General features: G+C 68.8%; 21 protein-coding genes and 1 riboswitch. Of the genes, 7 read left to right on the forward strand and 14 right to left on the reverse strand.

What is annotated here, in order from left to right:
- The 5 genes from gspL to ACK59X_RS13635 form a co-directional block, all read left to right on the forward strand.
- Nucleotides 1-954, forward strand: a 954-nt coding sequence (gene gspL, locus ACK59X_RS13615) for a type II secretion system protein GspL (protein WP_409957859.1), incomplete at its 5' end; no start/stop codon positions are given.
- Complete coding sequence (gene gspM, locus ACK59X_RS13620) at nucleotides 951-1628, forward strand: type II secretion system protein GspM (protein WP_409957860.1); 678 nt, start codon at nucleotides 951-953, stop codon at nucleotides 1626-1628. The genes gspL and gspM, both read left to right, overlap by 4 nt.
- Nucleotides 1629-1645: 17 nt before the next feature.
- Nucleotides 1646-2464, forward strand: a complete 819-nt coding sequence (gspN, locus tag ACK59X_RS13625; protein ID WP_409957861.1) for a type II secretion system protein N — start codon at nucleotides 1646-1648, stop codon at nucleotides 2462-2464.
- Nucleotides 2465-2468: 4 nt separating this feature from the next.
- Nucleotides 2469-5096, forward strand: a complete 2628-nt coding sequence (gspD, locus tag ACK59X_RS13630; RefSeq protein ID WP_409957862.1) for a type II secretion system secretin GspD — start codon at nucleotides 2469-2471, stop codon at nucleotides 5094-5096.
- Between the two features lie 7 nt (nucleotides 5097-5103).
- Nucleotides 5104-6492, forward strand: coding sequence for a GspE/PulE family protein (locus ACK59X_RS13635; protein WP_409957863.1), 1389 nt, complete (start codon nucleotides 5104-5106; stop codon nucleotides 6490-6492).
- A gap of 71 nt (nucleotides 6493-6563) precedes the next feature.
- On the opposite strand, the gene ACK59X_RS13640 is transcribed toward ACK59X_RS13635, so the two are convergent.
- The 9 genes from ACK59X_RS13640 to ACK59X_RS13680 all read right to left on the reverse strand — a co-directional run bounded on the left by ACK59X_RS13640 (nucleotide 6564) and on the right by ACK59X_RS13680 (nucleotide 16067).
- The gene (locus ACK59X_RS13640) at nucleotides 6564-8261 is read right to left on the reverse strand and encodes a methyl-accepting chemotaxis protein (protein ID WP_409957864.1); all 1698 of its coding nucleotides are present in this window, start codon (nucleotides 8259-8261) and stop codon (nucleotides 6564-6566) included.
- A 176-nt stretch (nucleotides 8262-8437) separates the two neighbouring features.
- Nucleotides 8438-10333, reverse strand: coding sequence for a phosphomethylpyrimidine synthase ThiC (gene thiC, locus ACK59X_RS13645; RefSeq protein WP_409957865.1), 1896 nt, complete (start codon nucleotides 10331-10333; stop codon nucleotides 8438-8440).
- 131 nt (nucleotides 10334-10464) lie between these two features.
- A riboswitch (TPP riboswitch) is annotated at nucleotides 10465-10592 on the reverse strand.
- A gap of 28 nt (nucleotides 10593-10620) precedes the next feature.
- Nucleotides 10621-10794: a hypothetical protein gene (locus ACK59X_RS13650; protein ID WP_409957866.1), complete on the reverse strand. Its 174-nt coding sequence runs from the start codon at nucleotides 10792-10794 to the stop codon at nucleotides 10621-10623.
- A 16-nt stretch (nucleotides 10795-10810) separates the two neighbouring features.
- On the reverse strand, nucleotides 10811-11734 hold the full coding sequence (gene lpxC, locus ACK59X_RS13655) for a UDP-3-O-acyl-N-acetylglucosamine deacetylase (protein ID WP_409957867.1): 924 nt from the start codon (nucleotides 11732-11734) through the stop codon (nucleotides 10811-10813).
- 73 nt (nucleotides 11735-11807) lie between these two features.
- Nucleotides 11808-12542: a hypothetical protein gene (locus ACK59X_RS13660; protein ID WP_409957868.1), complete on the reverse strand. Its 735-nt coding sequence runs from the start codon at nucleotides 12540-12542 to the stop codon at nucleotides 11808-11810.
- A complete protein-coding gene (locus ACK59X_RS13665) occupies nucleotides 12539-13117 on the reverse strand; it encodes a sigma-70 family RNA polymerase sigma factor (RefSeq protein WP_409957869.1) in 579 nt (192 codons plus the stop codon). Before ACK59X_RS13665 ends, ACK59X_RS13660 begins: the two co-directional genes overlap by 4 nt.
- Nucleotides 13118-13128: 11 nt before the next feature.
- Nucleotides 13129-14727 (reverse strand): DUF4384 domain-containing protein, encoded by a 1599-nt coding sequence (locus tag ACK59X_RS13670; RefSeq protein WP_409957870.1) that lies wholly within the window; start codon nucleotides 14725-14727, stop codon nucleotides 13129-13131.
- Nucleotides 14728-14814: 87 nt separating this feature from the next.
- Nucleotides 14815-15639: a hypothetical protein gene (locus tag ACK59X_RS13675; protein WP_409957871.1), complete on the reverse strand. Its 825-nt coding sequence runs from the start codon at nucleotides 15637-15639 to the stop codon at nucleotides 14815-14817.
- 65 nt (nucleotides 15640-15704) lie between these two features.
- Entirely contained in the window at nucleotides 15705-16067 is a 363-nt protein-coding gene (locus tag ACK59X_RS13680; RefSeq protein ID WP_409957872.1) for a hypothetical protein, read from the reverse strand.
- Between the two features lie 278 nt (nucleotides 16068-16345).
- Here ACK59X_RS13680 and ACK59X_RS13685 point away from each other — a divergent pair, with 278 nt between their 5' ends.
- Nucleotides 16346-17035 carry a response regulator gene (locus ACK59X_RS13685; protein WP_409957873.1) on the forward strand — a complete coding sequence of 230 codons (690 nt, stop codon included), beginning with the start codon at nucleotides 16346-16348 and terminating at the stop codon, nucleotides 17033-17035.
- 21 nt (nucleotides 17036-17056) lie between these two features.
- Nucleotides 17057-18940: an ATP-binding protein gene (locus ACK59X_RS13690; protein WP_409957874.1), complete on the forward strand. Its 1884-nt coding sequence runs from the start codon at nucleotides 17057-17059 to the stop codon at nucleotides 18938-18940.
- Between the two features lie 69 nt (nucleotides 18941-19009).
- Here the strand turns inward: ACK59X_RS13690 and ftsZ are convergent, their stop codons facing one another.
- The 5 genes from ftsZ to ACK59X_RS13715 form a co-directional block, all read right to left on the reverse strand.
- Entirely contained in the window at nucleotides 19010-20266 is a 1257-nt protein-coding gene (gene ftsZ, locus ACK59X_RS13695) for a cell division protein FtsZ (RefSeq protein WP_409957875.1), read from the reverse strand.
- A gap of 154 nt (nucleotides 20267-20420) precedes the next feature.
- Complete coding sequence (gene ftsA, locus ACK59X_RS13700) at nucleotides 20421-21650, reverse strand: cell division protein FtsA (RefSeq protein WP_184859518.1); 1230 nt, start codon at nucleotides 21648-21650, stop codon at nucleotides 20421-20423.
- 66 nt (nucleotides 21651-21716) lie between these two features.
- Nucleotides 21717-22520, reverse strand: a complete 804-nt coding sequence (locus tag ACK59X_RS13705; RefSeq protein WP_409957876.1) for a cell division protein FtsQ/DivIB — start codon at nucleotides 22518-22520, stop codon at nucleotides 21717-21719.
- Nucleotides 22520-23512, reverse strand: a complete 993-nt coding sequence (locus tag ACK59X_RS13710) for a D-alanine--D-alanine ligase (protein WP_409957877.1) — start codon at nucleotides 23510-23512, stop codon at nucleotides 22520-22522. The genes ACK59X_RS13705 and ACK59X_RS13710 overlap by 1 nt, the downstream gene beginning before the upstream one ends.
- On the reverse strand, nucleotides 23509-23831 hold a 323-nt coding region (locus ACK59X_RS13715), incomplete at its 5' end, for a glutamate ligase domain-containing protein (RefSeq protein ID WP_409957878.1). The genes ACK59X_RS13715 and ACK59X_RS13710, both read right to left, overlap by 4 nt.

Raw genomic sequence — 23831 nt, forward strand, 5'->3', positions numbered from 1 at the left:
CACTGTGCGCTGCCACCGGGCGCCCAGGCCGGCGTGCCGGGATGGGTGGCCGTGTGCGACCGGGCCTGGCTGCGCGCCCACCTGCAGGCCCTGGAAGCCGCCGGCCGGCGCGTGTCCCGCGTGGTACCCGAGGTCGCGCCCGGCCCCACGGCCAGCGGTGGCCTCGAAGCATCGGCCCTGGGGACCGAGGACGACCCCCAGCTGATCCTGTGCGGCCTGGGTGCCGACCAGGGCATTTCGGTCCTGCCCCTGACACCCGCCACGCTGGCACTGGCCGGCCTGGCCAGCGCCGGTGGCGAGGCCCCAGCCAATCCCCTGCGTGCCGATCCGGCCGTGGCGGAACTGGCCGAACACGCACTGGGCCACCCGGTAAGCCTGCACACGGCCAGCGCCCGGGCCCTGGACGCCGCCCGCAGTGACTGGGACCTGGCCCAGTTCGAACTCTCCAGCAACAGCCGCTCGCGCGCCCTGCGCAAGGCCGGTGGCGCCCTGGGCGCGCTGCTGTACGCCCCCCAGTGGCGCGCAGCGCGCTGGGCCCTGGGCGTGCTGGTGCTGGCGCACCTGGCCGGACTGAATGTCTGGGCCTGGCAGGAGCGCCAGTCCCTGGCCGCCAAGCAGGCCGCCGTGCGCAGCACCTTCACGCAGACCTTTCCGCAGGTGCAGGCCGTGGTCGCGCCGCTGGAGCAGATGGAGCGCGAGATGGCGCTGCTGCGCCAGGCGTCCGGCAGCTTCTCGCCGCGCGATCTTGAACCCATGATGGCCGCGGCCGGCGGCGCATTGCCCGAGGGCCGCATCCCCACCGGCCTCGAATTCACCACCGGTGAGCTGCGCCTGCGCGGCCTGCCGCTCACCCCCCAAGAGGAACCCGTGCTCACCACCCGACTGCGGGCCGCCGGCTACACCGGCCGGCTGGACGATGGCAGCCTGGTGCTGCGTGCGGAGACCGCCCCATGAGCCGGCTCGCTCCACTGAAGGCCCAATGGCAGGGCATGGCCCCGCGCGAACAGAACTTCGTGCTGGCCGCCAGCGCACTCGTGGGCCTGGCCCTGGTGTGGTGGGTGGCCATTTCGCCGGCCCTGCAGACCTTGCGCGCAGCCCCCAAACGCCATGCCGAACTGGACACTCAGCTGCAGCGCATGCGCAGCCTGCAGGCCGAGGCCCAGCAGTTGCAGGCCATGCCGCGCAACAGCGCCGGCGACGCCACCGGAGCCTTGCGCAACGGCCTGACCCAGCGCATGGGCACGGCCGCCCAGCTCAATGTGGTCGGCGACCGTGCCACCGTGATACTCAAGGCTGCCCCCGCCGATGCCATTGCGCAGTGGCTGGCGCTGGCGCGCAGCAACGCCCGGGCCGTGCCCGTCGAAGCGCGCCTGACCCGCTCGGCAACCCCGGCCGCACCCGTGGCGGCGGCAGGCAACGCCCGCCCTGGCCCGCAAGGCCCCGCCGCGGCGCCGGCCTTGCCGGCGCCGGGTGCGGGCGCCGCGCCCTCGGGTCCACTGATGCCCCCGATTCCCGGGGCCATGCCGGCCGCGGGATCCCCTCCCGCCCTGGGCAACGCGCCCACCGGCTCCACCTCCGGCACCCCGCGCTGGGACGGCACGTTGGTGCTGGCCCTGCCTGCGCGGTGAAGCCCACGAAACGCCCCGTGTCCCCCACCCGCAGCACCCGCTCATCCCATCGCGCCACCGGCGCCGTTCCCCACTCGCCCTGGGGCTGGGCCGTGGGCGGCGCACTGGCTGGCCTGCTGCCGGCACTGCTGGTCTTTGCCCCTGCGCAATGGCTGGCTCGTGGCCTGGCCCAGGCCACGGGCGGGCCGTTGCTGCTGTCGGAAGCGCGCGGCACGGTCTGGAACGGCTCGGCCCAGCTGGTCCTGACCGGCGGCACCGCGAGCCAGGACCGCACGGCCCTGCCCGGGCGCGTGCAGTGGACCTTGCGCCCCACTTTCACCGGTGTGCAGGCACAGATGCAGGCCCCCTGCTGCACCGTGCAACCGCTGCAGGCGCGGCTGGCCCTGGGCCTTTCGCAGTTGCGCGTGACGGTGGGCGACAGCCAGAGCCGCTGGCCCGCCGCCCTGCTTTCGGGCCTGGGCACGCCGTGGAACACGCTGCAGCCGCAAGGCCAGCTGGCGCTGCAGACCCGCGGCCTGCAGGCCGCCTGGCAGGCAGGCCGCATGGTGCTGGAAGGCCAAGTGCAGCTCGATGCGCTGGACATGTCGTCGCGCCTGTCCACGCTGCGCCCCATGGGAAGCTACCGCCTGGCCGTGCAGGGCGGCGAAGTGCCCATCCTCACCTTGAGCACACTGAACGGCCACCTGCAGCTGAGTGGCACCGGCCAGTGGGTGGGCCAGCGCCTGCGCTTCGCCGGCGAGGCCAGTGCGGCGCCCGACCGCGAAGCAGCCCTGACGAATCTTCTGAACATCATCGGACGGCGCAACGGCGCGCGCTCCCTCATCAACGTGGGTTGACCCTATGACGACTTCCGCTTCCTCCTATTCGCCGCATCTGCAATTCGCCGTCACCTCGATCACCCTGGCCGCCATGCTGCTCACCAGCAGCCCTCTGGCCCTGGCGCAGACGGCGGTGGGCACGGGCACCAGCAGCGTGCGCGGCAACGAGCCCGTCACGCTGAACTTCGCCAACGCAGAGATAGAGGCCGTGGCCCGCACCATGGCGACCATCACCGGGCGCAACGTGGTGGTGGACCCGCGTGTGAAGGGCCAGCTCACGCTGATCACCGAGCGCGCCGTACCTCCTTCGGCCGCCTTCCAGCAGTTCCTTGCAGCCCTGCGCCTGCAGGGCTTCACGGTGGTGGAGTCGGCGGGCCTGTACAAGGTGGTGCCCGAGGCCGATGCCAAGCTGCAGGGCGGCAGCGTGGGGGTGAGCGAGTCGGGCTCGGCACGCGGCACGCCCGGCGGTGGGCAGATCGTGACGCAGATCTTCAAGCTCAACTACGAGAACGCGGGCAATCTGGTGCCAGTGCTGCGCCCGCTGATCAGCCCCAACAACACCATCAACGTGAACCCCGGCAACAACTCGCTGGTGATCACCGATTACGCCGACAACCTGCAGCGGCTGGGCCGCATCATCGCAGCGATGGACGTCTCCAACGCCAGCGATGTGGAGATCATCCCGCTGCGCAATGCCCTGGCGGTCGACCTTGCACCTCTGGTGGCACGCCTCATCGATGGCGGCAGCGGCGCTGCGCCCGCTGCCGCCCAGGGCCAGGCAGACACCTCGTTCAAGACCACGCTGCTGGCCGAGCCGCGCAGCAATTCGCTGATCCTGCGTGCCGCCAACCCCGCGCGCGTGGCCATGGTGCGTGCGCTCGTGGACAAGCTCGACCAGCCCCCGGTGCCGGGCAGCAGCGCCTCCATGGGCAACATCCATGTGGTCTACCTCAAGAACGCCGATGCCACCAAGCTGGCCACCACCCTGCGCGCGGCCATGGCCAGCATGGGCGGCAATTCGACCGGCGGCGCCAGCGCCAGCACGCCAGCGATTTCCAGCGCTCCCTCGTCGCCCTCGCTCTCGGGTGGCAGCAACAGCGGTGGCCTCAGCGGTGGTTCCAGCAACAACAGCAGCAACAGCCTCGGCGGGCTGGGCAGCAGCTCCGGCATGGGTGCTGGTTCGGGCATGGGCGGCGCCAACAGCAACCAGCCCTCCACTGGCGGCCTGATCCAGGCCGACCCGACCACCAACTCGCTGATCATCACCGCGCCCGAACCGCTGTTCCGCCAGTTGCGCGCCGTGATCGACCAACTCGACGGTCGACGGGCCCAGGTGCTGGTGGAAAGCATGATCGTGGAGGTCTCTGCTACCAAGCTGGCGGAGTTCGGCATCCAGTGGCAAGGGGTTTTGGGCAAGCAGGGCGATGGCACCGTCGGCGTCATCGGCACCAATTCCGTCCAAGGCGGAGGCGCCAACATTCTGAACGTCACGGGAGCGCTGGCCAGCGGGAGCACCAGCGCTATCACCTCCGCCGCCAGCACGCTGAGCAAGGGCCTGAACCTGGCCCTGGCACCGCGCATCAATGGCCAGTACTACCTGGGCGCCCTGGCCAATTTCCTGCAGAACAGCGGCGACGCCAATGTGCTGTCCACCCCCAACCTGATGACGCTGGACAACGAGGAGGCGCGCATCGTGATCGGCAACAATGTGCCCTTCCCGACCGGCTCGTACGCCAACACCGGCGGCAGCAACACGGTGAACCCCTTCACCACCGTGGAGCGCAAGGATGTGGGCCTGATGCTCAAGGTGCGCCCGCAGATCAGCGAGAACGGCACGGTGAAGATGTCCATCTACCAGGAAGTCTCCAAGATTGACCGTGCAACTCTCTCGGACGTGAACGGCCCCACGACGAGCAAGCGCTCCATCGAGTCCAATGTGGTAGTTGACGATGGCAACATCATCGTTCTCGGCGGTCTGTTGGAAGACAGCTACTCGCAGGGTGAAGACAAGGTGCCGGTGATGGGCGATCTGCCCCTGGTGGGGGGCCTGTTCCGCAGCGAAAATCGGACACGCAACAAGACCAACCTGATGGTTTTCCTGCGCCCCGTAGTGGTGCGTGACGCAGCCACCAGCGAGGCCTTGATGGCAGACCGCTACGATGCGATCCGCGGTCTGCAGCAGGTGACGCAACCCGCGTCGAGCCTGCCACTGCGATCCATATCGGGCGCCCCCGTGCTGCCGGACCTGCCACAGCGCAATGCTCCAGCTCCACGCATGCAACCCGCCCCCATGCAGGATCTGGTGACGCCTGTTCAGCCAGCGCCCCGGCTGTCGCCTGCGGGCGCGCCCATCAGCGAAGCGCCGGTGCCCGCTGCGCCCGTCACGGTGGCGGTTGCAGCAGCCGCTGCCGCGGCCCCAACCTACTACGGACGCGTCGGCGTCTTCGGCGACGACAGTGCCTCGCGCGCGGCACTGGACAAGCTGCGTACCTCGGTCCTGCCCATTTCCGAGCAGGCCGTGGAAACCAGCCAAGGCCCGCGCACCAGCGTGCGTGTAGGCCCTTACTACAACGAGGCCTCGGCCGAAGCGGCCGCCGCCCTGGTGCGCCAGCTGGCCCCGGGCGCCACGGTGACGCGCCAGACGCTCTGAGAATACCATGCGCCACCCCCTGCCCTACGCCTTTGCCCGCACCTCCCAGTTGCTGCTGGAAGACGATGGCCAGCAGCTCGTGCTGTGGCACGGCCCTGCGCCCGACGTGACCGCGCTGTCGGAAGTGATGCGCAAGCACAAGGTCCGCCACCTGCAATCGCTGGAGGCGCCAGCCCTGGCCCAGCGCATCAGTGCCGCCTATGCCCAGGGCGAGTCGAGCGCGGCCACCGTGGTGAGCGAGGTCGAATCCGACGCGGACCTGTCCCGCATGATGCAGGATCTGCCCGCCGTAGAGGACCTGCTGGAAACGGCTGACGACGCGCCCATCATCCGCATGCTCAACGCCCTGCTCACGCAGGCCGCGCGCGACGGTGCGAGCGACATCCACATCGAGCCCTACGAACGGCATTCGAGCGTGCGCTTTCGCGTGGATGGCTCGCTGCGCGAAGTGGTGCAGCCCAACCGCGCCCTGCACGCTGCCCTGATCTCGCGCCTGAAGATCATGGCCGACCTCGACATCTCGGAAAAGCGCCTGCCGCAGGACGGGCGCATCAGCCTTCGCCTGGGCACGCGCGCCATCGACGTGCGCGTCTCCACCCTGCCCAGCGCCCACGGCGAGCGCGCCGTGCTGCGCCTGCTGGACAAGAGCGAGAGCAAGCTCAGCCTGGAGGCCGTGGGCATGCAGGGCGAGACGCTGCAGCGCTTCGAGGGCCTGATCGCGCAGCCGCACGGCATCATCCTCGTGACCGGCCCCACGGGCTCGGGCAAGACGACCACGCTGTACGCCGCGCTGGGCCGGCTCGATGCCACGCGCAACAACATCATGACGGGGGAAGACCCCATCGAATACGAGCTACCGGGCGTGGGCCAGACCCAGGTCAACAGCAAGATCGAGCTGACCTTCGCCAAGGCCCTGCGCGCCATCCTGCGCCAGGACCCGGACATCATCATGATCGGCGAAATCCGCGACTTCGAGACCGCGCAGATCGCCATCCAGGCCTCCCTCACCGGCCACCTGGTGCTGGCCACACTGCACACCAACGATGCGGCCAGCGCCGTCACGCGCCTGACCGACATGGGCGTGGAGCCCTTCCTGCTGTCGTCCTCGCTGCTCGGCGTGCTGGCGCAGCGCCTGGTGCGCAAGTACTGCAGCCACTGCCATGGCGCCGGCTGCGAGCATTGCAGCCAGACCGGCTACACGGGCCGCACCGGCGTGTTCGAGCTCCTGGTGACCAACGATGCCATCCGCGCCCAGATCCACAACCAGGCCGCCGAGGCCGACATCCGTACGGCGGCCCTGGCAGGCGGCATGGCGCTGATGCGCGAGGATGGCGAGCGCCTGATCGCGGCGGGCATCACCAGCCGCGAGGAAGTGCTGCGGGTGACGCGCGACTAGGGCCCCTGGGTGCCGCAAACCAAAGGGCCGCGCAAGCGGCCCTTTTCCATGGCGCAGGCTCTCGCCCCCGATCAGCGAATCTGCAGTGCCGGCCGGTTGCCTGCCGTTACCTTCTTCACCAGGGGTGGATTCATCGGCGCAGGAATTCCGCGCGGTGGTGGCGCCGTGGTGCCCCCCATGCCGGCAGGGCCGCCAGCCGCCTGCACCGCACCCGGCTGCAGCTTGAACTGGCTCACGGCCTGGGTCAGCTGCAGGGCCTGCTCGCGCAGGGATTCCGACGCTGCGGTGGACTGCTCCACCAACGCGGCGTTCTGCTGCGTCATGTTGTCCAGCTGGCTCACCGATTGGCTGATGTGGCCCACGTTGTCGCGCTGCTCGGCCGACGACGCCGTGATCTCGCTGATGATGTCCGAGACACGGCGCACGCTGCCCACGATCTCGTTCATGGTGGCGCCGGCCTGGCTCACCAGGCGCGAGCCGTCCTCCACGCGTTCCACCGAGGAACCGATCAGGCCCTTGATCTCCTTGGCCGCCGCGGCCGAGCGCTGGGCCAGGTTGCGCACCTCGCTGGCCACCACGGCAAAGCCCCGGCCCTGCTCGCCGGCACGGGCGGCTTCCACGGCGGCATTGAGCGCCAGGATGTTGGTCTGGAAGGCGATGCCATCGATCACGCCCGTGATGTCGGCGATCTTGCGCGAGCTGGTGGTGATCTGGTCCATGGTGGTCACCACCTGGGAGACCACCACGCCGCCGCGCCCGGCCACCTCGGCAGCCGAGGTGGCGAAATCGCTGGCCTGGCGCGAGGACTGGGCGCTCTGGCCGATGGTGCTGGTGAGCAGTTCCATCGACGAGGCGGCTTCCTCCAGGTTGGCCGCGGTCTGTTCGGTGCGGTGGCTCAGGTCGTGGTTGCCCGACGCGATCTCGGTGCTGGCCGTGGAGATGTTGCCCGCCGCCTCCTGCACCTGCTGCACCAGGCCGCGCAGCGCATCCTGCATGCGCGCCATGGAGGCCACGAGCTGGCCCACTTCATCCTGCGAGGTCACCTCGACATCGCGGGACAGGTCGCCGCCGGCGATGCGTTCGGCCAGCTCGCTGGCCTGCGCAATCGAGCGGGTGATCGAGCGCACGCTGAAGAAGGTCAGCGGAATGAGCACGGCCAGCGCCAGCACCAGCACGATGCCGATCAGGCCGGACATGGTGGTGGTCAAGCTGTTGACGCCTTCGCGCGCCTCGTCCATCTTGGTGCGTGCCGTCACGGAGAGATCGGACAGCAGCTTGTCCGTGGCCTCCATGTGCTTCTTCAAGCGGTCGGCATAGGCGCCGCCCACGGCACCGTCGATCTGCGCGCGCTCGATCTGCTCGAACACGGGAGAGATGCCGGCTTCATACTCCTTGACCTCGGCCAGGGACTTGTCGATGGCCTCGACAAACGCCGCGTCGCCCGATTGCACCTGGCGCACATCGGCCATGCCCTTGTTCAAGGCAGTGAGCGATTTTTTCCAGCTCTCGCGCAGGGCCGCCACTTCGACGGAGTTGTTGAAGCTGATGATGATGTCCTTTTCGATGCGGCGCAGGTCACCCAAGGTGGTGCGCAACTCGGCCACATCGGTCAAAGTCTGCACCCGCTGGGAGAACAGCTGGTCCAGGGTGCTTCGGGTGCGCTCCAACGCGAGGTAACCCATGGCACCGATCACGACGAGCAGAACCAGGGAGAAAATCGTGCCGAAGTACAGTCGCGCACGGATCGAAAGACGGCTGAGCAGGTTCATCGCTCTTCCTTACATTTTTTGACAACTACAGCATAGCAACTTTGGTGCCACAGAACCATAGGTACCTGTGGAGCGTGTGTGGGCGCGACTGTATTCGCCCGCACACACTCTGCCGCAGAGGGTATGTACCGCCTCCAGGGTGGCTAGTAGCCATTCTATGGATGCAGTAGCGTCACTTATTTGACAGGGGTGAGCGGCACGTAGAGCTGCCCGCCGGTGCGCTGGAATTCCGCCGCCTTGTCCTGCATGCCGGTGGACAGCGCCTGCCCTTCCGCCAACCCCTTTTGGGCCGCGAAGTCGCGCACTTCCTGGGTGATCTTCATGGAGCAGAACTTGGGCCCACACATGGAGCAGAAGTGCGCCACCTTGGCGCTGTCCTTGGGCAGGGTTTCGTCGTGGTATTCCTGGGCCGTCTCGGGGTCCAGGCCCAGATTGAACTGGTCCTGCCAGCGGAAGTCGAAACGCGCCTGGCTCAGCGCGTCGTCGCGCGCGCGCGCACCCGGGTGGCCCTTGGCCACGTCGGCGGCATGCGCGGCGATCTTGTAGGCAATGATGCCCTGCTTGACGTCGTCGCGGTCAGGCAGGCCCAGGTGCTCCTTGGGCGTCACGTAGCACAGCATGGCCGTGCCCATCCAGCCGATCATGGCCGCCCCGATGGCCGAGGCGATGTGGTCGTACCCCGGCGCGATGTCGATGGTCAGCGGCCCCAGGGTGTAGAACGGCGCCTCGTGGCAGGTCTTTAGCTGCTCGGTCATGTTGGCCTGGATCATGTGCATGGGCACATGGCCGGGGCCTTCGATCATGGTCGGCACATCGTGCTTCCAGGCCACCTGGGTCAGCTCGCCCAGGGTGTGCAGTTCGGCGAATTGGGCTTCGTCGTTGGCATCCGAGGCACAGCCCGGGCGCAGGCCGTCACCCAGGCTGAAGGACACGTCGTAGGCCTTCATGATGTCGCAGATGTCCTCGAAGTGCTCGTACAGGAAGCTTTCGCGGTGGTGCGCCATGCACCACTTGGCCATGATGGAGCCGCCGCGCGAGACGATGCCCGTGCGCCGCGCCGCCGTGAGGTGGATGTAGGCCAGGCGCACGCCAGCGTGGATGGTGAAATAGTCCACGCCCTGCTCGGCCTGCTCGACCAGCGTGTCGCGGAAGATCGCCCAGGTGAGGTCCTCGGCAACGCCGCCCACTTTCTCCAGCGCCTGGTAGATGGGCACGGTGCCGATGGGCACGGGGCTGTTGCGCACGATCCAGTCGCGCGTGGTGTGGATGTTCTTGCCGGTGGACAGGTCCATCACGTTGTCGGCCCCCCAGCGGATGGCCCAGACCAGCTTTTCGACCTCTTCCTCGATGCTGGAGGTGACGGCCGAATTGCCGATGTTGGCGTTGATCTTCACGAGGAAGTTGCGCCCGATGGCCATGGGCTCCACCTCGGGATGGTTGATGTTGGCCGGGATGATGGCGCGCCCGCGCGCCACCTCGTCGCGCACGAACTCGGGCGTGATGACCCGCGGAATGCTGGCGCCCATGGGGTTGCCGGCCAGGCGGCGCTCGCGACGCGCATCGGCCTGGTACTGCGCCATCCATTCGCGCTTGCCGTTCTCGCGCAGGGCCACGTACTCCATCTCGGGCGTGATGATGCCTTTCCTGGCGTAGTGCATCTGTGTCACGTTGCCGCCGCTGCGCGCGCGCAAGGGCTGGCGCTGCAGGGCTGCGGCCTCGGCGCGCAACTGGGCCAGGCGCACGGCGTCCTCGCTCTTCTGGCCATCGTCCAGCGCCAGGGGCGCACGGCCCTCGTAGGCTTCGGTATCCCCCCGTGCCGCGATCCAGCCGCCGCGCACGCTGGCCAGTCCGCGCCGCACGTCGATGGCAGCGTCCGGGTCGGTATAGGGGCCGGAGGTGTCGTAGACGCTGACCTGCTCGCCGTTGGTCAGCGCGATGTCGCGCACAGGCACGCGCAGTTCGGGGTACCGTTGGCCGGGCAGGTAAGCCTTGCGCGAGGCCGGAAAAGGCTCGCGCGTGGCGGCCAGCAGCTCGGCGAATTCTTCGCGGTCAAGGGGGTCAGGTGCATTCATGGGGCAGGTCTCCAGATTCCGGTGGCAAAGGGATTTGCTCCGGAATGGACCTGGCGCCCCGCGCACGCACCAAGGCTGGCGCATGGACGGCATGCTCCGCATGGGCAAGCCCAAAAAGGCGTGCGCGCGCAGGCATGAAGGTCGGCTCTTCTTCCGCCGGTATGAACCGGATCAAGTTCGTCGGGTTCGCAGGCCGCCTGACGAATCCATCGTCAGGCCCTTTGCATCTCAGCGCTTTCGCACACCCCGGAGCAGACGCCAGTATAGCCATGCCGGCTGGAGAAACCCTACAACCGTCCGATCAGCACCACTGCAAAGAAAAACACGGCAGCGATGACCGTCCACTTGAGCACCACCAAACCCCAGCGCTTATAGTGCGGCTGGCCCGTGCCCGCATAGAAGGCGAAGGACACGGCGGCTGCCAGCAGCAGCGCCATGACCACCCAGCGAAAGAGCAGCATGGGGTGGTGCGCCGCCCTACCAGGCGCGCGCAGGCTGGACAAAGCCCTGCGGAGCCTGGCGTTCGTCCTGGAAAGTGACCTCTTCCCAGGCGTCGGGCTGGGACAGCAGCTCGCGCAGCAGCAGGTTGTTCATCGCATGGCCCGAGCGGAAGGCGCTGTACGCGGCCAGCAGTGGCCGGCCGATGATGTACAGGTCGCCCATGGCGTCGAGGATCTTGTGCTTGACGAATTCGTCGTCGTAGCGCAATCCGTCGCTGTTGAGCACCTTGTAGTCGTCCATCACGATGGCGTTGTCCAGCCCGCCGCCCAGGGCCAGGCCGTTGGAGCGCATCATCTCCACGTCGCGCGTGAAGCCGAAGGTGCGCGCGCGGGCGATGTCGCGGCTGTAGTTGCCCGAGCCCAGGTCGAACTCCACGCGCTGGCCGGTGGAATCCACCGCCGGGTGGTCGAAATCGATCTCGAAGCTCAGCTTGTAGCCATGGTAGGGGACGAGGCGCGCCCACTTGGCCTGGGCACCGCTGCCCTCGCGCACTTCCACGGGCCGCTTGACGCGGATGAAGCGTTTGGGCGCGTTCTGCAGCTCGATGCCCGCGCTCTGCAGCAGGAACACGAAGGACGAGGACGAACCGTCGAGGATGGGAACCTCTTCGGCCGTGATGTCCACGTACAGGTTGTCGAGCCCCAGGCCGGCGCAGGCCGACATCAGGTGCTCCACGGTATGCACCTTGGCGCTGCCGACCCCGATGGTCGAGGCCAGCCGCGTGTCGGTCACCGCATCGGCCCGGATGGGAATGTCCACCGGCTGCGGCAGGGCCACCCGGCGGTCCACGATGCCGGTGTCGGGCTGGGCTGGCCGCAGGGTCAGCTCGACCCGCTGGCCACTGTGCAGCCCCACGCCGACGGCGCGGGTCAAGGTCTTGAGGGTGCGTTGCTGGAGCATTCCCACATTGTAAAAGGGCGCGCCCGTCCCTGCTCGCAGCAAGACCATCCAGCCGCCCGGACCCTGTTCATGCTCAAGGCACACGCCAAAGCTTGCCGCAAAGCCCCCGGTAGACATAGGCGCCCGAGGGCGCCTGCGGGCTGGCGTCCTTGCGCTCCAGGCTGACGGCCAGCTCCACCGCCTTGGCGAACACGGTTTCGGCCGGTGCGCCCAGTTGCAGGTGCACGAAGGGCCCTTGCGGCAGCGGTGCCACCGGGCTGGCCTGGCCCGACGCATCCAGCGACCACAGGTACAGCACCTGGCCAGGAGGGACCGGGACTGCCGCCACGCGCTTGATGTCCACCGTGCGGCCCTGCCGCAGGCTGGAAACCACCAGGCCGGGCCGCCCATCGGCCAGGCCCAGCACGCCCACATAGCTTTCTGGCAACTGGGTGGATGCCGGCGTGTCCGGCACGCCATGCTGCGCCTGCCAGAGCGATGGCAGCATCACCCCGACCAGAAGGCCGAGCTCCAGGGCACCCGCAGGGGCCGGTTGCAGCAGCCGCCTCCACCACGCCATCGGCGCAGCCGGCGCCTGCAGCCCCAGGCGCTGCTCGATGGCGCGCCAGGTGCCGGGCGCGGGGGTCTGGGGTGGCAGGGCCAGCAGCACGGGCGCCATGCGCTCGTTCCAGCGCGCCACGGCCTCGGCCAGGTCGGGGCGGCGTGCGAGCAGCTTTTCGAAGCGCCGGCGGGCACCGCCCTGCAAGGTGCCCAGCGCGTATTCGCCGGCCAACAGGTCCACCAGCCGGGGATGGTGGTGCCACATCATGTGCACGACTCCATGCAATCGCGCAGGCGTGCCAGGCTGCGGCGCATCCAGGCCTTGACCGTGCCCAGGGGCCGGGCCAGGCGCTGGGCCAGCTCGGCATGGGAGAGCCCCTCGTAGTAGGCCAGCAGCACGGCGCTGCGCGGCTCGCTGTCGATCTCGCCGATGCAGCGGCCCAGACGCGACCCATCTTCTTCGGCCAGCAATTGCTCCAGCGGCGAAGCGCCCTCGGCGGCGGCATCGTGCACCTGCTCCTGGCCATCGGCATCGCGCCAGTGCAGAGAGGTCTCGGGGCGGCGCTTGCGCAGAGTGTCGATGGCGCGGTTGCGCGTGACCACGCACAGCCATGCCAGGCTCAGGCTCTGGCCTGGCGCGCCGGTCTGCGGCCGGTTCCACAGGTGCACGAACACCTCCTGCAGCACGTCCTCGGCCAGCGCGCGGTCCTGCACCACGCGCACGGCCACCGCCAGCAGCCGGCTGGCCACCAGCTGGTACAGGCGCTGCAGGGCCGAGGCGTCGCGCAAGACCACGCGCGACAGGAGCTGCGCCACCGCCTTCGGCAGCTCGTCGGAGGGCATGGCCGCCGCGCTCATTTCGGCACCGCGAAAAGCTGCACCGGCATGCCCGAGGCCTGGGTGAAGCCGGCCCGGATCTCCTCGAAGGTTCCGACGCGGATGTCCTCGAAATCGCCCCAGCGCAGCGGTGGCGGCAGGTCGCCATAGACCTCGATGGGCGCATGCAGGCAGGCGAACTCGGCCGCCGGGTTGAGCACGAAGCGCCCGTTGCCCGGCAGGCTGCGGGCCTGCCCCGGCACCATGCGCGGGTCGCGCTCGAAGCGGTTGGGGAAGATGCGCTGGATGCGCCGCGTCGCCGGGTCCTGCGAGTAGCAGTACACATAGCCGGGCCGCTGCACCGCGAGGTCCAGGCGGGCGCTGCCCCGCTCTGGCGCAGCCAGCGCCACGGCCAGCGCAGGGATGTCGGGCGCGGGCGGCGGCGCAGCCGCAGCCGCAGCGGCGGCCGCGGCGGGGTCGGTGCCGGCAGGTGCGGCCGCCGCCACGGGCGCCAGCGCCGCGCCGGAGGCACGTGTCGCCGTGTTGCGCGGCAGCGCCTGCAACGGGCCCCGCGGCACCTTGCCCAGAACGAAGGAGCGGAAGAAGCCCTGGTCCATGGCCCCCTGGACCGGCAGGCCCAGGGCCTTGCGGTAGCTTTGCAGCGCGGCGTCGAAGGCGGCGTCGGCCTGGCCGTCGATGGCACCGTCGTAGTAGCGCCGCTCGCGCATGCGCTCCTTGTAGAAGGCGATGCGCTCGCCCTCGTCCATGGACAGGAACCAGTCGGCCAGCTCGCGCTGCACCTCGGCATCGGTATCGGCCGTGCCCAGACATTGCCAGTACGGTGCGCGCAGCAGCTTGCCCACCAGTTCCACGGCGGCCAGCTCGACCATGTTGCGCGCGGCCTGCGAGGGACCGTCGGCGCGCGAGGTGGTGAACGAGAAGACCACGCCGATGCCGGGATTGACCAGCTGCGCCTGGCCATCGGCCGCGCTGGCATCGCGGCTGGCCAGCACGGTGGTGTTCTTCGAGGACACGCCGGGCAGCAGGGTCATGCTGTCGGTCTCGACCACGGCAGCATCGAGCCCGAGCACCGAGAATTTCGTCTCGCTGCCAAAGCGCACGCCGAACACAGACTGCGCCAGCGTGGCACCGAAGGAGCGGCCGTCCTTGAGCACCGATTCGTCAAGCTGGCTCACCGTGCCGCGGATGTTGTAGGCCGGCACCACGCTGAAGGCGTTGGTGCGCTGGGCCTGGGCCAGCGCCTGCGTGAGGTTCTGCTGGTCGCTGCCGAAGACCGACAGGCGCACGCCGCGCGAGCGCCGCGTCATGTCCGAGACGGCCGACGTGAGCATGTCGCGGGCCGACACGGGCACCTTCTGCGTGGCATCGCGGAACTCCTCCATCATCATGGTGATGTCGCGCGTACCCATGTCGAACATCATCTCGTCCATGCAGCGCAGCGCGGGCGTGAAGTTGGTGATGGTGCGCTGCGCCCGGTCCGTGGGGTTGGCCTGGGAGCGCACCGCATTGAGGGCGGCGCGGTCCGGGGCGCCGGCACAGCCGACGAGGGCCAGCACGGCGGCCACAGCGGCTGCGCGGCGGACCCGGCCGCGCACGGGAGAGTGGTTGAATGTCATGGCGATCTCGGCGAAAGGGATGAACGTGCACAGGACGGCCCGCACCGCGCCCCTGGGTGGGTGCACGGTAAGGGCCGGCTAGGGATGTCAGCGGCCGACAGGGCGCGTGTACGACACGCGCACCCAGCGGTCCTCGTTGCCTGCGGCATCGGTGTCCAGGCTCCAGTCGTTGCCGGGGCCGGCGTGCTCACCGTCGGGCTTGGTGGGGCCTTCGGTCGGGCCCTGGCAGCGGTCTTCACCCCGCTTGATTTCAAGGCGCCAGCCGACCCCGCCCACGTTCTGGCACATGGGCTTGCGCTTTTCGATCTTTTCGCAGCCCAGGCTGTCCTGGCTGCGCCCGGTCACGTCGGTGTAGCCGGCAGGGCAGCTCACGCCGTTGGCGGGGTTCTTGCCAAGGGTGTAGTGCACCGGGTAGCTGGCAGGCCACAGGTGAACCACCTTCTCGGCCACGAACTTGTCGGCGCCCGCGCCATTGACGACACGCTGGTAACGCCCTTCGTCCGGCCCCAGCAGTGCAGCCGGCCCAACAGCCGTGAGGTAGCCCATGATGTCGCCGGGCAGGCCCGACTGGCCCTTGAGCTTGGGCGGACCGGCCACCGGGTTCATGGCCGACGGCACGCTGACCACGTCACCCGTCACGGCGGGCAGGCATTTGTCGGCACCCGCCATCTGGATGGCCACGTAGTTGGGCTTGTTGGCGGGTGGGCAGATCGAGCCGCGCTCGAACACCAGGGTGACGCTGCACTTGAGCACGCCGCCGACACGGTTGACCTCGGTGTTGGCCGGGCATTCGGCGCGCTCGGGCACGTTGCCGGTGGCGCGCAGCAGGGAGGCCTTGTCGGCCCAGGCGGAGGTGGAAACGGCGGCACCGGCCAGGGTGAGGCAGGCGATGGCGACAGACGAGAATTTCATGATGGTGTCCTGAAGAAAGGAGTGAAGAAGAGGGTGTGAAGAAGGTGTCGGAGGCAGATCGGCCGTCAGGGCTTGGGCACCACGTGCCACACACCGCCCATGCCATCGCCCAGCCGGTCGCCGGCCTTGGCATCGCTGGCGTAGTAGTACAGGGGCTTGCCCTTGAAGCTCCACTGCCGTGCGCCGCTGGCTTCGATCAGGCCGAAGTCGCCTTCGGCCTTGGCGCCAGCCTTGGCAGTGAAAGCAGGCCAGGCAGCAAGGCAGCCACCGCTGCAGTTGCTTTTTCCGGGAGCGTCCTTGTCGAAGGTGTAGACCGCGCGGCCGCTGGCGTCGGCAAGCACGCCCTGCTGGAAGACGGGCTGGGCCTGCGCTGCCAGCGCCGTCAGGCCCAGGAGCAGTGCGGGTGCGAGGTGTCGAATGGGTTGCATGTTGGTTCCTGTCTCGGTGGTTCCGGTTGGGGGCGCCCCATGGCGTCCTGCTTGTGGAACGGGGCGTTCTGCGTTCTGGATGCGGGGTCCGTGAAAATTTTTTGCCCCCGGGGCGGCACGCGCCATGGCATCTGCGGCCCTGGGAAAATCGTAGGTTTCGGGCGCTCCACCCGCACCCCATGAACATGGGAGAGTGGGGCCGAGAACATGGGATGACGCAGGCCACGCGGACGCTAAGATGGAGCAACTCCCACCTCGCAGCCCCTACCCCGCCTTCCATGAGCACACCCCGCTGGCGCGTCGTACTGATCGAGGACGACACCGAGATGCGCAGATTCTTCGAGGGCTGCGTCACCGCCCATCCCGAGCTGGAGCTGGCCGCTTCCTTCGGCATGCTGGCGCCTGCGCGCGCCTGGCTCGACGAGCACCCGGCCGACGTGCTGCTCACCGACCTGGCACTGCCCGACGGCCATGGCCTGGCGCTGCTGCAGCATGTGGTGCGCACGCAGCCGGCCTGCGAGGTGCTGGTGGTCTCGGTCTTCGGCGACGAAGACACTGTGATCGCCTGCGTGGAGGCCGGTGCCGTGGGCTACATCCAGAAGGACTCCACGCCAGCCGATGTGGGCCGGATCATCCTGGGCGTCAAGCACGGCGAATCGCCGATCTCACCGATGATCGCGCGCAAGCTGCTGGCCCGGCTGCGCCAGCACGGTGGGCGCACGCAGCCGCAGCCTGTGGAGCCGTCGCTGCCGGCACTGGAGCTCACCCCGCGCGAGTCGGACGTGCTGGAGCTGATCGCGCGGGGTTACTCCTACGCGGAGATCGCACGCCTGCAGGACATTTCCAAGCACACGGTACAAAGCCACATCAAGAACCTGTACAGCAAGCTGGCCGTGCACTCGCGCGGTGAGGCCGTGTTCGAAGCCAGCCGCATGGGCCTGCTGGACCGCACGCGGCGCAGCCCCTGAGCCCGGGCACGGGAGCCACCGATGCTGCACCTGCTTGCACGCTGCCTCCTGCATGGCCTGCTGCTGTGCTGGCAGGTGCTGCCGGCCCATGCCCAGGGCACCGCCGTGCAGGAGGAGGCTGCGCCGGGCACTCCGGGCGTGCAGGTACTCAGCCAGGTCCAACTGGGCATACGCCTGCGCGGGGATTCCGGCCCGCCTGCGCAGGCCTTGCCTTTCACCCTGCCCCTGCATTGGGATGTGCTGCACCGGCGCAAGGCCGGCTGGGCCACGGCGCGGCTGGCGTTCGACGTTCCGGCGGCCGCCCGCCAGGAGCCCCATGCGCTGCTGATCCCCCGCTTGGGCAATGCCTACCGCGTCACGCTCAACGGCGAGGTGCTGGCCAGCGGCGGCGCGCTGCTCACGCCCAACGATGGCTGGACCGGGCGCAGGCCGCTGTGGCTGCGCCTGCCAGGGCCTTTGCTGCAGGAACACAACGAACTGGCCATCACCATCCGTGCCGACTACCTGCGGCGTGCCGGCATCTCACCCGTGCAGGTAGGGCCCGAGGCGCTGCTCCAGGAGCGCTGGCATGCGCTCGAATGGCAGCGCGTGACGCTGCCCCGGGCGATCTCCCTGTTCAGCCTGGTGGTCGGTGTCTTCTGCCTGCTGCTGTGGTGGCAGCAGCGCCAGGCCCTCTACGCCTACGCCGCACTGTGCGAACTGCTTTGGGCCTGCCGCATCACCGCGACCTGGATGGAGGACATCTTCCTGTCCTGGCCCCACTGGTTCCAGGCCGTGCAGGGCCTGTTCTGGGCCGGCTGCCTGTCGCTGTACTGGCTGGCACGCGCGGTCTGGGGGCCGCGCCCGCGCGCCGAGACCTGGGCGGCCTGGGCCATCTTCGGGCTGTGTCCGCTGGCCGTGCTGCTCGGAGCCGATGCAGTGCTGGGCTGGACCGTGGCCTTGCTGGCGTCCTGGGTGGCGCTGGTGGTGCAACTGGCCCGGCATTGCCGGCCCCCTTGCGACGGCCCCCGGCTGTGGATGCTGCTGGCACTGTGCGTGTGCTGGGTGGCCCTGGTGCGCGACATCACGGCGGCACGCCTGGCGCCCGCCCAGTACATGGACGGAGGATGGACCCTCTGGGCCGCCACACTGGCCGGCCTGGCGGTGCTGGCCATCGTGGGGCAACGCTTCCAGCAAGCGCGCCAACAACTGCTGCAGCTGACCGCATCGCTGGAGCAGCGGGTGCACGAGCGCGAGGAGAAGCTCGCCCGCCAGCACGAGGCGCTGCGCGCACTGGAGCGCACCAGTGCCAAATCGGAGGAGCGTGCACGTATCCTGCGCGACATGCACGATGGTGCTGGCGCCCACCTGATCACCGCCATGCGCCAGCTGGAGGGCGGCGTGGCATCGCAGGCCCAGGTGATGCAGACGCTGCGCGAATCGCTCGACCAGCTGCGCCTGTCGGTCGACGCCATGTCCCTGCCTGCCGGCGACGTGAATGCACTGCTGGCCAGCCTGCGCTTCCGGCTGGAGCAACGCATCCGCGATTCGGGCCTGGAGCTGGTGTGGGATGTGCAATTGCTGCCGTTGTGGTCCGGCTGCAGCGAGGAGGCCATGCGCCACCTGCAGTACATCGTCTTCGAGGCCATTTCCAACGCGCTGCAGCACGCACGCGCGCGTGAACTGCGCCTGTCCGCGCAGTCCGATGCCGACACCATCACCGTCCGGATACAGGACGACGGCGTGGGCCGGCAGGACGGTGCCAGTGGCAACGGACTGCGCACCATGCAGGAGCGTTCCCTGCTGATTGGCGCCCTGCTGACGGTGTGCCGCGGGGAGGGTGCTGGCACCACCGTGCAGGTGGCATTGCCGCTCAAGGTTGCGAGCAGCGCAGCGCCTGCGGCCCCGTCCTCCCCGGCGCCATGAAGAAAGGGGCCGCAGGCCCCTTGGGATAAACAGGCATGCCGGGCCGCAGTGCGTGCGGCCCCACCGCCATCAGTCCGCCTGCTTGCGCAGGAAAGCCGGGATTTCCAGGTCGTCCATGCCGCCCGAAGACAGCGCGTCCACGCGGGCAGCGGCCTGCGTGCGGTTGGTGCGCCAGACGCTGGGCACCGACATGCTGCCGTAGTCGGCCTGCGAGCTGCCGCCGCCGTGGCCGGTCTGGCCGGGAACCGCGCCCATGGCGTTGCCCATCACGCCCGCAGCGCCGGCCACGGGGATCTGGTAGGCCATGTTGTCGGTGCCGGTGCGCAGGCCGCCCTGCACCACCGAGATCGGCTGGCGGCGGGCATTGTGGCGCGACAGGCCGGTGGCGACCACGGTCACGCGGATTTCGTCACCCAGGGTGTCGTCGTAGGCCGCGCCGAAGATCACGTGGGCATCCTTGGAGGCATAGGCGTTGATGGTGTTCATCGCCAGGCGCGACTCGGACAGCTTCAAGCTGCCTTTGCTGGCCGTGACCAGCACCAGCACGCCCTTGGCGCCCGAAAGGTCGATGCCTTCGAGCAGCGGGCAGGCGATGGCCTGCTCGGCCGCGATGCGCGCGCGGTCCGGGCCGCTGGCAGTGGCCGTGCCCATCATGGCCTTGCCGGGCTCGCCCATCACGGTGCGCACGTCTTCGAAGTCGACGTTCACCTGGCCGTACTCGTTGATGATCTCGGCAATGCCGCCCACAGCGTTCTTGAGCACATCGTTGGCGTGCGCGAAGGCTTCGTCCTGGGTGATGTCGTCGCCCAGCACTTCCAGCAGCTTTTCGTTGAGCACGACGATCAGCGAGTCGACGTTGGCTTCGAGTTCGGCCAGGCCGTTGTCGGCGTTGGCCATGCGGCGCCCGCCTTCCCAGTCGAAAGGCTTGGTGACCACGCCCACGGTGAGGATGCCCATCTCCTTGGCGATGCGGGCGATCACGGGCGCAGCACCCGTGCCCGTGCCGCCACCCATGCCGGCGGTGATGAACAGCATGTGCGCGCCGTCGATGGCAGCGCGGATGTCCTCCACGGCGGCTTCGGCTGCATCACGGCCCTTGTCGGGCTTGCTGCCCGCGCCCAGGCCGCTGGCGCCGAGCTGGATCACGCTGTGCGCGGAGCTGCGCGTGAGCGCCTGCGCATCGGTGTTGGCACAGACGAATTCCACGCCCTGCACGCTGCGGGCAATCATGTGTTCGACGGCGTTGCTGCCGCCGCCACCCACGCCGATCACCTTGATCTGCGTGCCCTGGTTGAATGTTTCGGCTTCGATCATTTCGATGGACATGTTGGAGCTCCTGGTTCTGTCTTCGTACGCAATTGCAAAATGGGGTTCGGTGTTGTCTGGTGGCGCGGGCGGCAAGGCGGTCCTGTGCATCGCCATCGCCCGCCGGGCATTCGGGGACCTGCGCGCGCAAATCGGTGGCAGTGGTTCATGGCCATCAGAAGTTCCCCACGATGAAGTCCTTGAACCGACCGAACGCCGTCTTCATGGAGCCGCTCTTTTGCGCCACCTTGAAGCCGCGCAGGCGTGCCAGGCGCGCCTCTTCAAGCAAGCCCATGACGGTGGAGGCACGCGGCTGGGCCACCATGTCCGACAGGGCGCTCGCATACTTGGGAATGCCGCGGCGCACAGGCTTGAGGAAGATGTCTTCCCCGAGTTCGATCATGCCCGGCATGACGGCGCTGCCGCCGGTGAGCACGATGCCCGAGGACAGCACTTCTTCGTAGCCCGACTCGCGGATCACCTGCTGCACCAGCGAGAAGATCTCTTCAACGCGCGGCTCGATCACGCCGGCCAGCGCCTGCTTGCTGAGCATGCGCGGGCTGCGGTCGCCCAGGCCCGGCACTTCCACCTGGCTCTCGGGGTCGGCCAGCAGCTGCTTGGCGTAGCCGCTCTCGACCTTGATGTCTTCGGCGTCCTTCGTTGGCGTGCGCAGCGCCATGGCGATGTCGCTGGTGATAAGGTCGCCGGCGATCGGGATCACCGCCGTGTGGCGGATGGCGCCCCCGGTGAAGATGGCCACGTCGGTCGTGCCCGCGCCGATGTCCACCACCACCACACCGAGTTCGCGCTCGTCGTCGGTCAGCACGGCCTGGCTCGACGCCAGCGGATTGAGCAGCAGTTGCTCGACCTCCAGCCCACAGCGGCGCACGCACTTGATGATGTTCTCGGCCGCGCTCTGGGCACCGGTCACGATGTGGATCTTGGCCTCCAGGCGGATGCCGCTCATGCCGATGGGCTCCTTCACGTCCTGCCCGTCGATCACGAACTCCTGGGGCTCCACCAGCAGCAGGCGCTGGTCGGACGAGATGTTGATGGCCTTGGCCGTCTCCACCACGCGCGCCACATCGGCCGAGGTGACTTCCTTGTCCTTGACGGCCACCATGCCGCTGGAATTGAGGCCGCGGATGTGGCTGCCGGTGATGCCGGTGTACACGCGCTGGATCTTGCAGTCGGCCATCAGCTCAGCCTCTTTCAGAGCCTGCTGGATGCTCTGCACCGTGGCGTCGATGTTGACCACCACGCCGCGCTTCAAGCCATTGCTCGGGGCCACGCCCAGGCCGGCGAGCTTGAGCTCGCCGCCGGGCAGGACTTCGGCAACCACGGCCATGATCTTCGCCGTGCCGATGTCCAGGCCGACCACCACGTCTTTGTATTCTCTTGCCATATTCAGTCACTGCCCTTCGTTGTTCCGCCCTGCCCGCTGCGCCGTATGTACCTTGCCTGCATGCTGCTACCTCCGTGTGGCGGCCGCTGCTGCCGCCTCCGGGCCCATGGTGGTCACACCCTTGAGCCGCAATGCATAGCCTCCCGCGTGCCGCAGGTCCGCCGACTCGAGCGCATCCACCCGGCGCTTGTACTGGGCCGCCACCTGGGTCAGCGTGCGTGCAAAGCGCTTGGCACGCGCCACCACCTCCGCCGGCGTGCCGCCCCCGAGTTCCACCACCGCCCCGGTGTCCAGCGTCGCGCGCCAGCCACCCCGGCCGGTGAGCGCCAGCTCCTCCACATCCATGCCCAGCGGTTCGAACACCGGCTGCATCAGGCCGTACATCTGCAGTACTTCGCCCGAGGTCCCGCTGGGGCCCTGCAGGCGCGGCAGGCCGTCCTGCTCCACGTCGTCCACGTTCGCCTCGAAAACCTCGCCCTGCGTGTTCACCATGGCCGATCCCGACTCGGGCCCCCAGTACGCCACGGCGTCGTGCTCTTCGAGCACCACATGCAGGCTGCCCGGAAACTCGCGCCGCACTGCGGCCTTGCGAACCCAGGGCACCTGCTCGAAGGCCTCGCGCGCCTTGCGCAGGTCCACCGTGAAGAAGTTGCCCACCAGGTGCGGCGCCACGTTGGCGCGCAAGGTGACGGCGTTGTTGTGCACCAGCTCGCCCTGCACCACGATGCGCGCGATCGCAAAGCCCGGATAGCGCAGCACCCACCAGGCGCCCGCCGCCAGCACGAGCAGGGCGCAGCCCACGAACAGGACCGATGCGGTCATGTTCATGAGCTTGACGTCCAGCGGTGCGGGCAGCGCGTTGGTGTTCATCAGCTCCCCAGGGTGCTGCCGACAGGCGTGTCCATGGTGGCGGTGGCCAGCACCCCCACGCACAGGTCTTCGTAGCTGATGCCCGACGCGCGCGCCGACATGGGCACGAGCGAATGCCCCGTCATGCCGGGCGAGGTGTTGATCTCCAGCAGGAAGGGCTGGCGGTCGCTGGCGCGGATCATGATGTCCGCACGCGCCCAGCCGCGGCAGCCCAGCGAGCGGAAAGCCGCCACCACCAGGCGCTGGATCTCCCGCTCCTCGGCCTCGGGCAGGCCGCTCGGGCAGTGGTACTGCGTGACGTCGGTGAAGTACTGGTGCTGGTAGTCGTAGTTGCCCTCGGGCGCGACGATGCGGATCACTGGGAGCGCATAGGCGCTGGCGCCCTCGCCCAGGATCGGGCAGGTGGTTTCCTCGCCTTCGATGAACTGCTCGCAAAGCACCTCGGGGTCGTAGCGCGAGGCCAGGGCGTAGGCCTGGGCACACTGCTCGGGCGAGGTGACCTTGGTCAGGCCGATGGTGGAGCCTTCGCGCGAGGGCTTGACGATCATCGGAGCCCCCAGGGCAGCCAGCGCATCGGTGGTCTCGGCCACGCTGCCCACCAGGCGCCAGTCCGGCGTGGGCAGGCCCTCGGCGCGCCAGATGCGCTTGGTCATGATCTTGTCCACCGCGATGCTGGAGGCCATCACGCCCGGGCCGGTGTAGGGAATGCGCAGCAGCTCCAGTGCACCCTGCACCGTGCCGTCCTCGCCATGGCGGCCGTGCAGTGCGATGAAGCAGCGTGCATAACCATCGCGGCGCAACTCGCCCAGCTCGTTTTGCGAGGGGTCGAAGGCATGGGCATCCACGCCGCGCGAGCGCAGCGCCTGCAGCACACCGGTGCCGGACATCAGCGACACCTCGCGCTCGGCGGACGCGCCGCCCATCAGCACGGCCACTTTGCCCAGAGCCTTCACATCCACGTTGGAACCCAGTTTCGTCATCATCGTCGTCATGTCGCGCTCCCCGCCAGCGCCTTGTCGTTGGTTTGCTTGTCGTTGCCTTGCAGCATGTCCACTACCTTGGCCGGCACGGCCCCGATGGAGCCCGCGCCCATGCACATCACCACGTCGCCATTGCGCGCGTTGTCGGCAATGGCCTGGGGCAGCTCGGCCACGTCGTCCACGAAGACCGGCTCCACGCGCCCGGCCACGCGCAGCGCGCGTGCCAGCGAGCGGCCGTCCGCCGCCACCACGGGTGCTTCGCCGGCGGCATAGACCTCGGTCAGCAGCACCGCATCGGCATTGCCGATGACCTTCACGAAATCCTCGAAGC

The sequence above is a fragment of the Acidovorax sp. genome, from assembly GCF_046339755.1.
Taxonomy (GTDB): Bacteria; Pseudomonadota; Gammaproteobacteria; order Burkholderiales; family Burkholderiaceae_C; genus Acidovorax.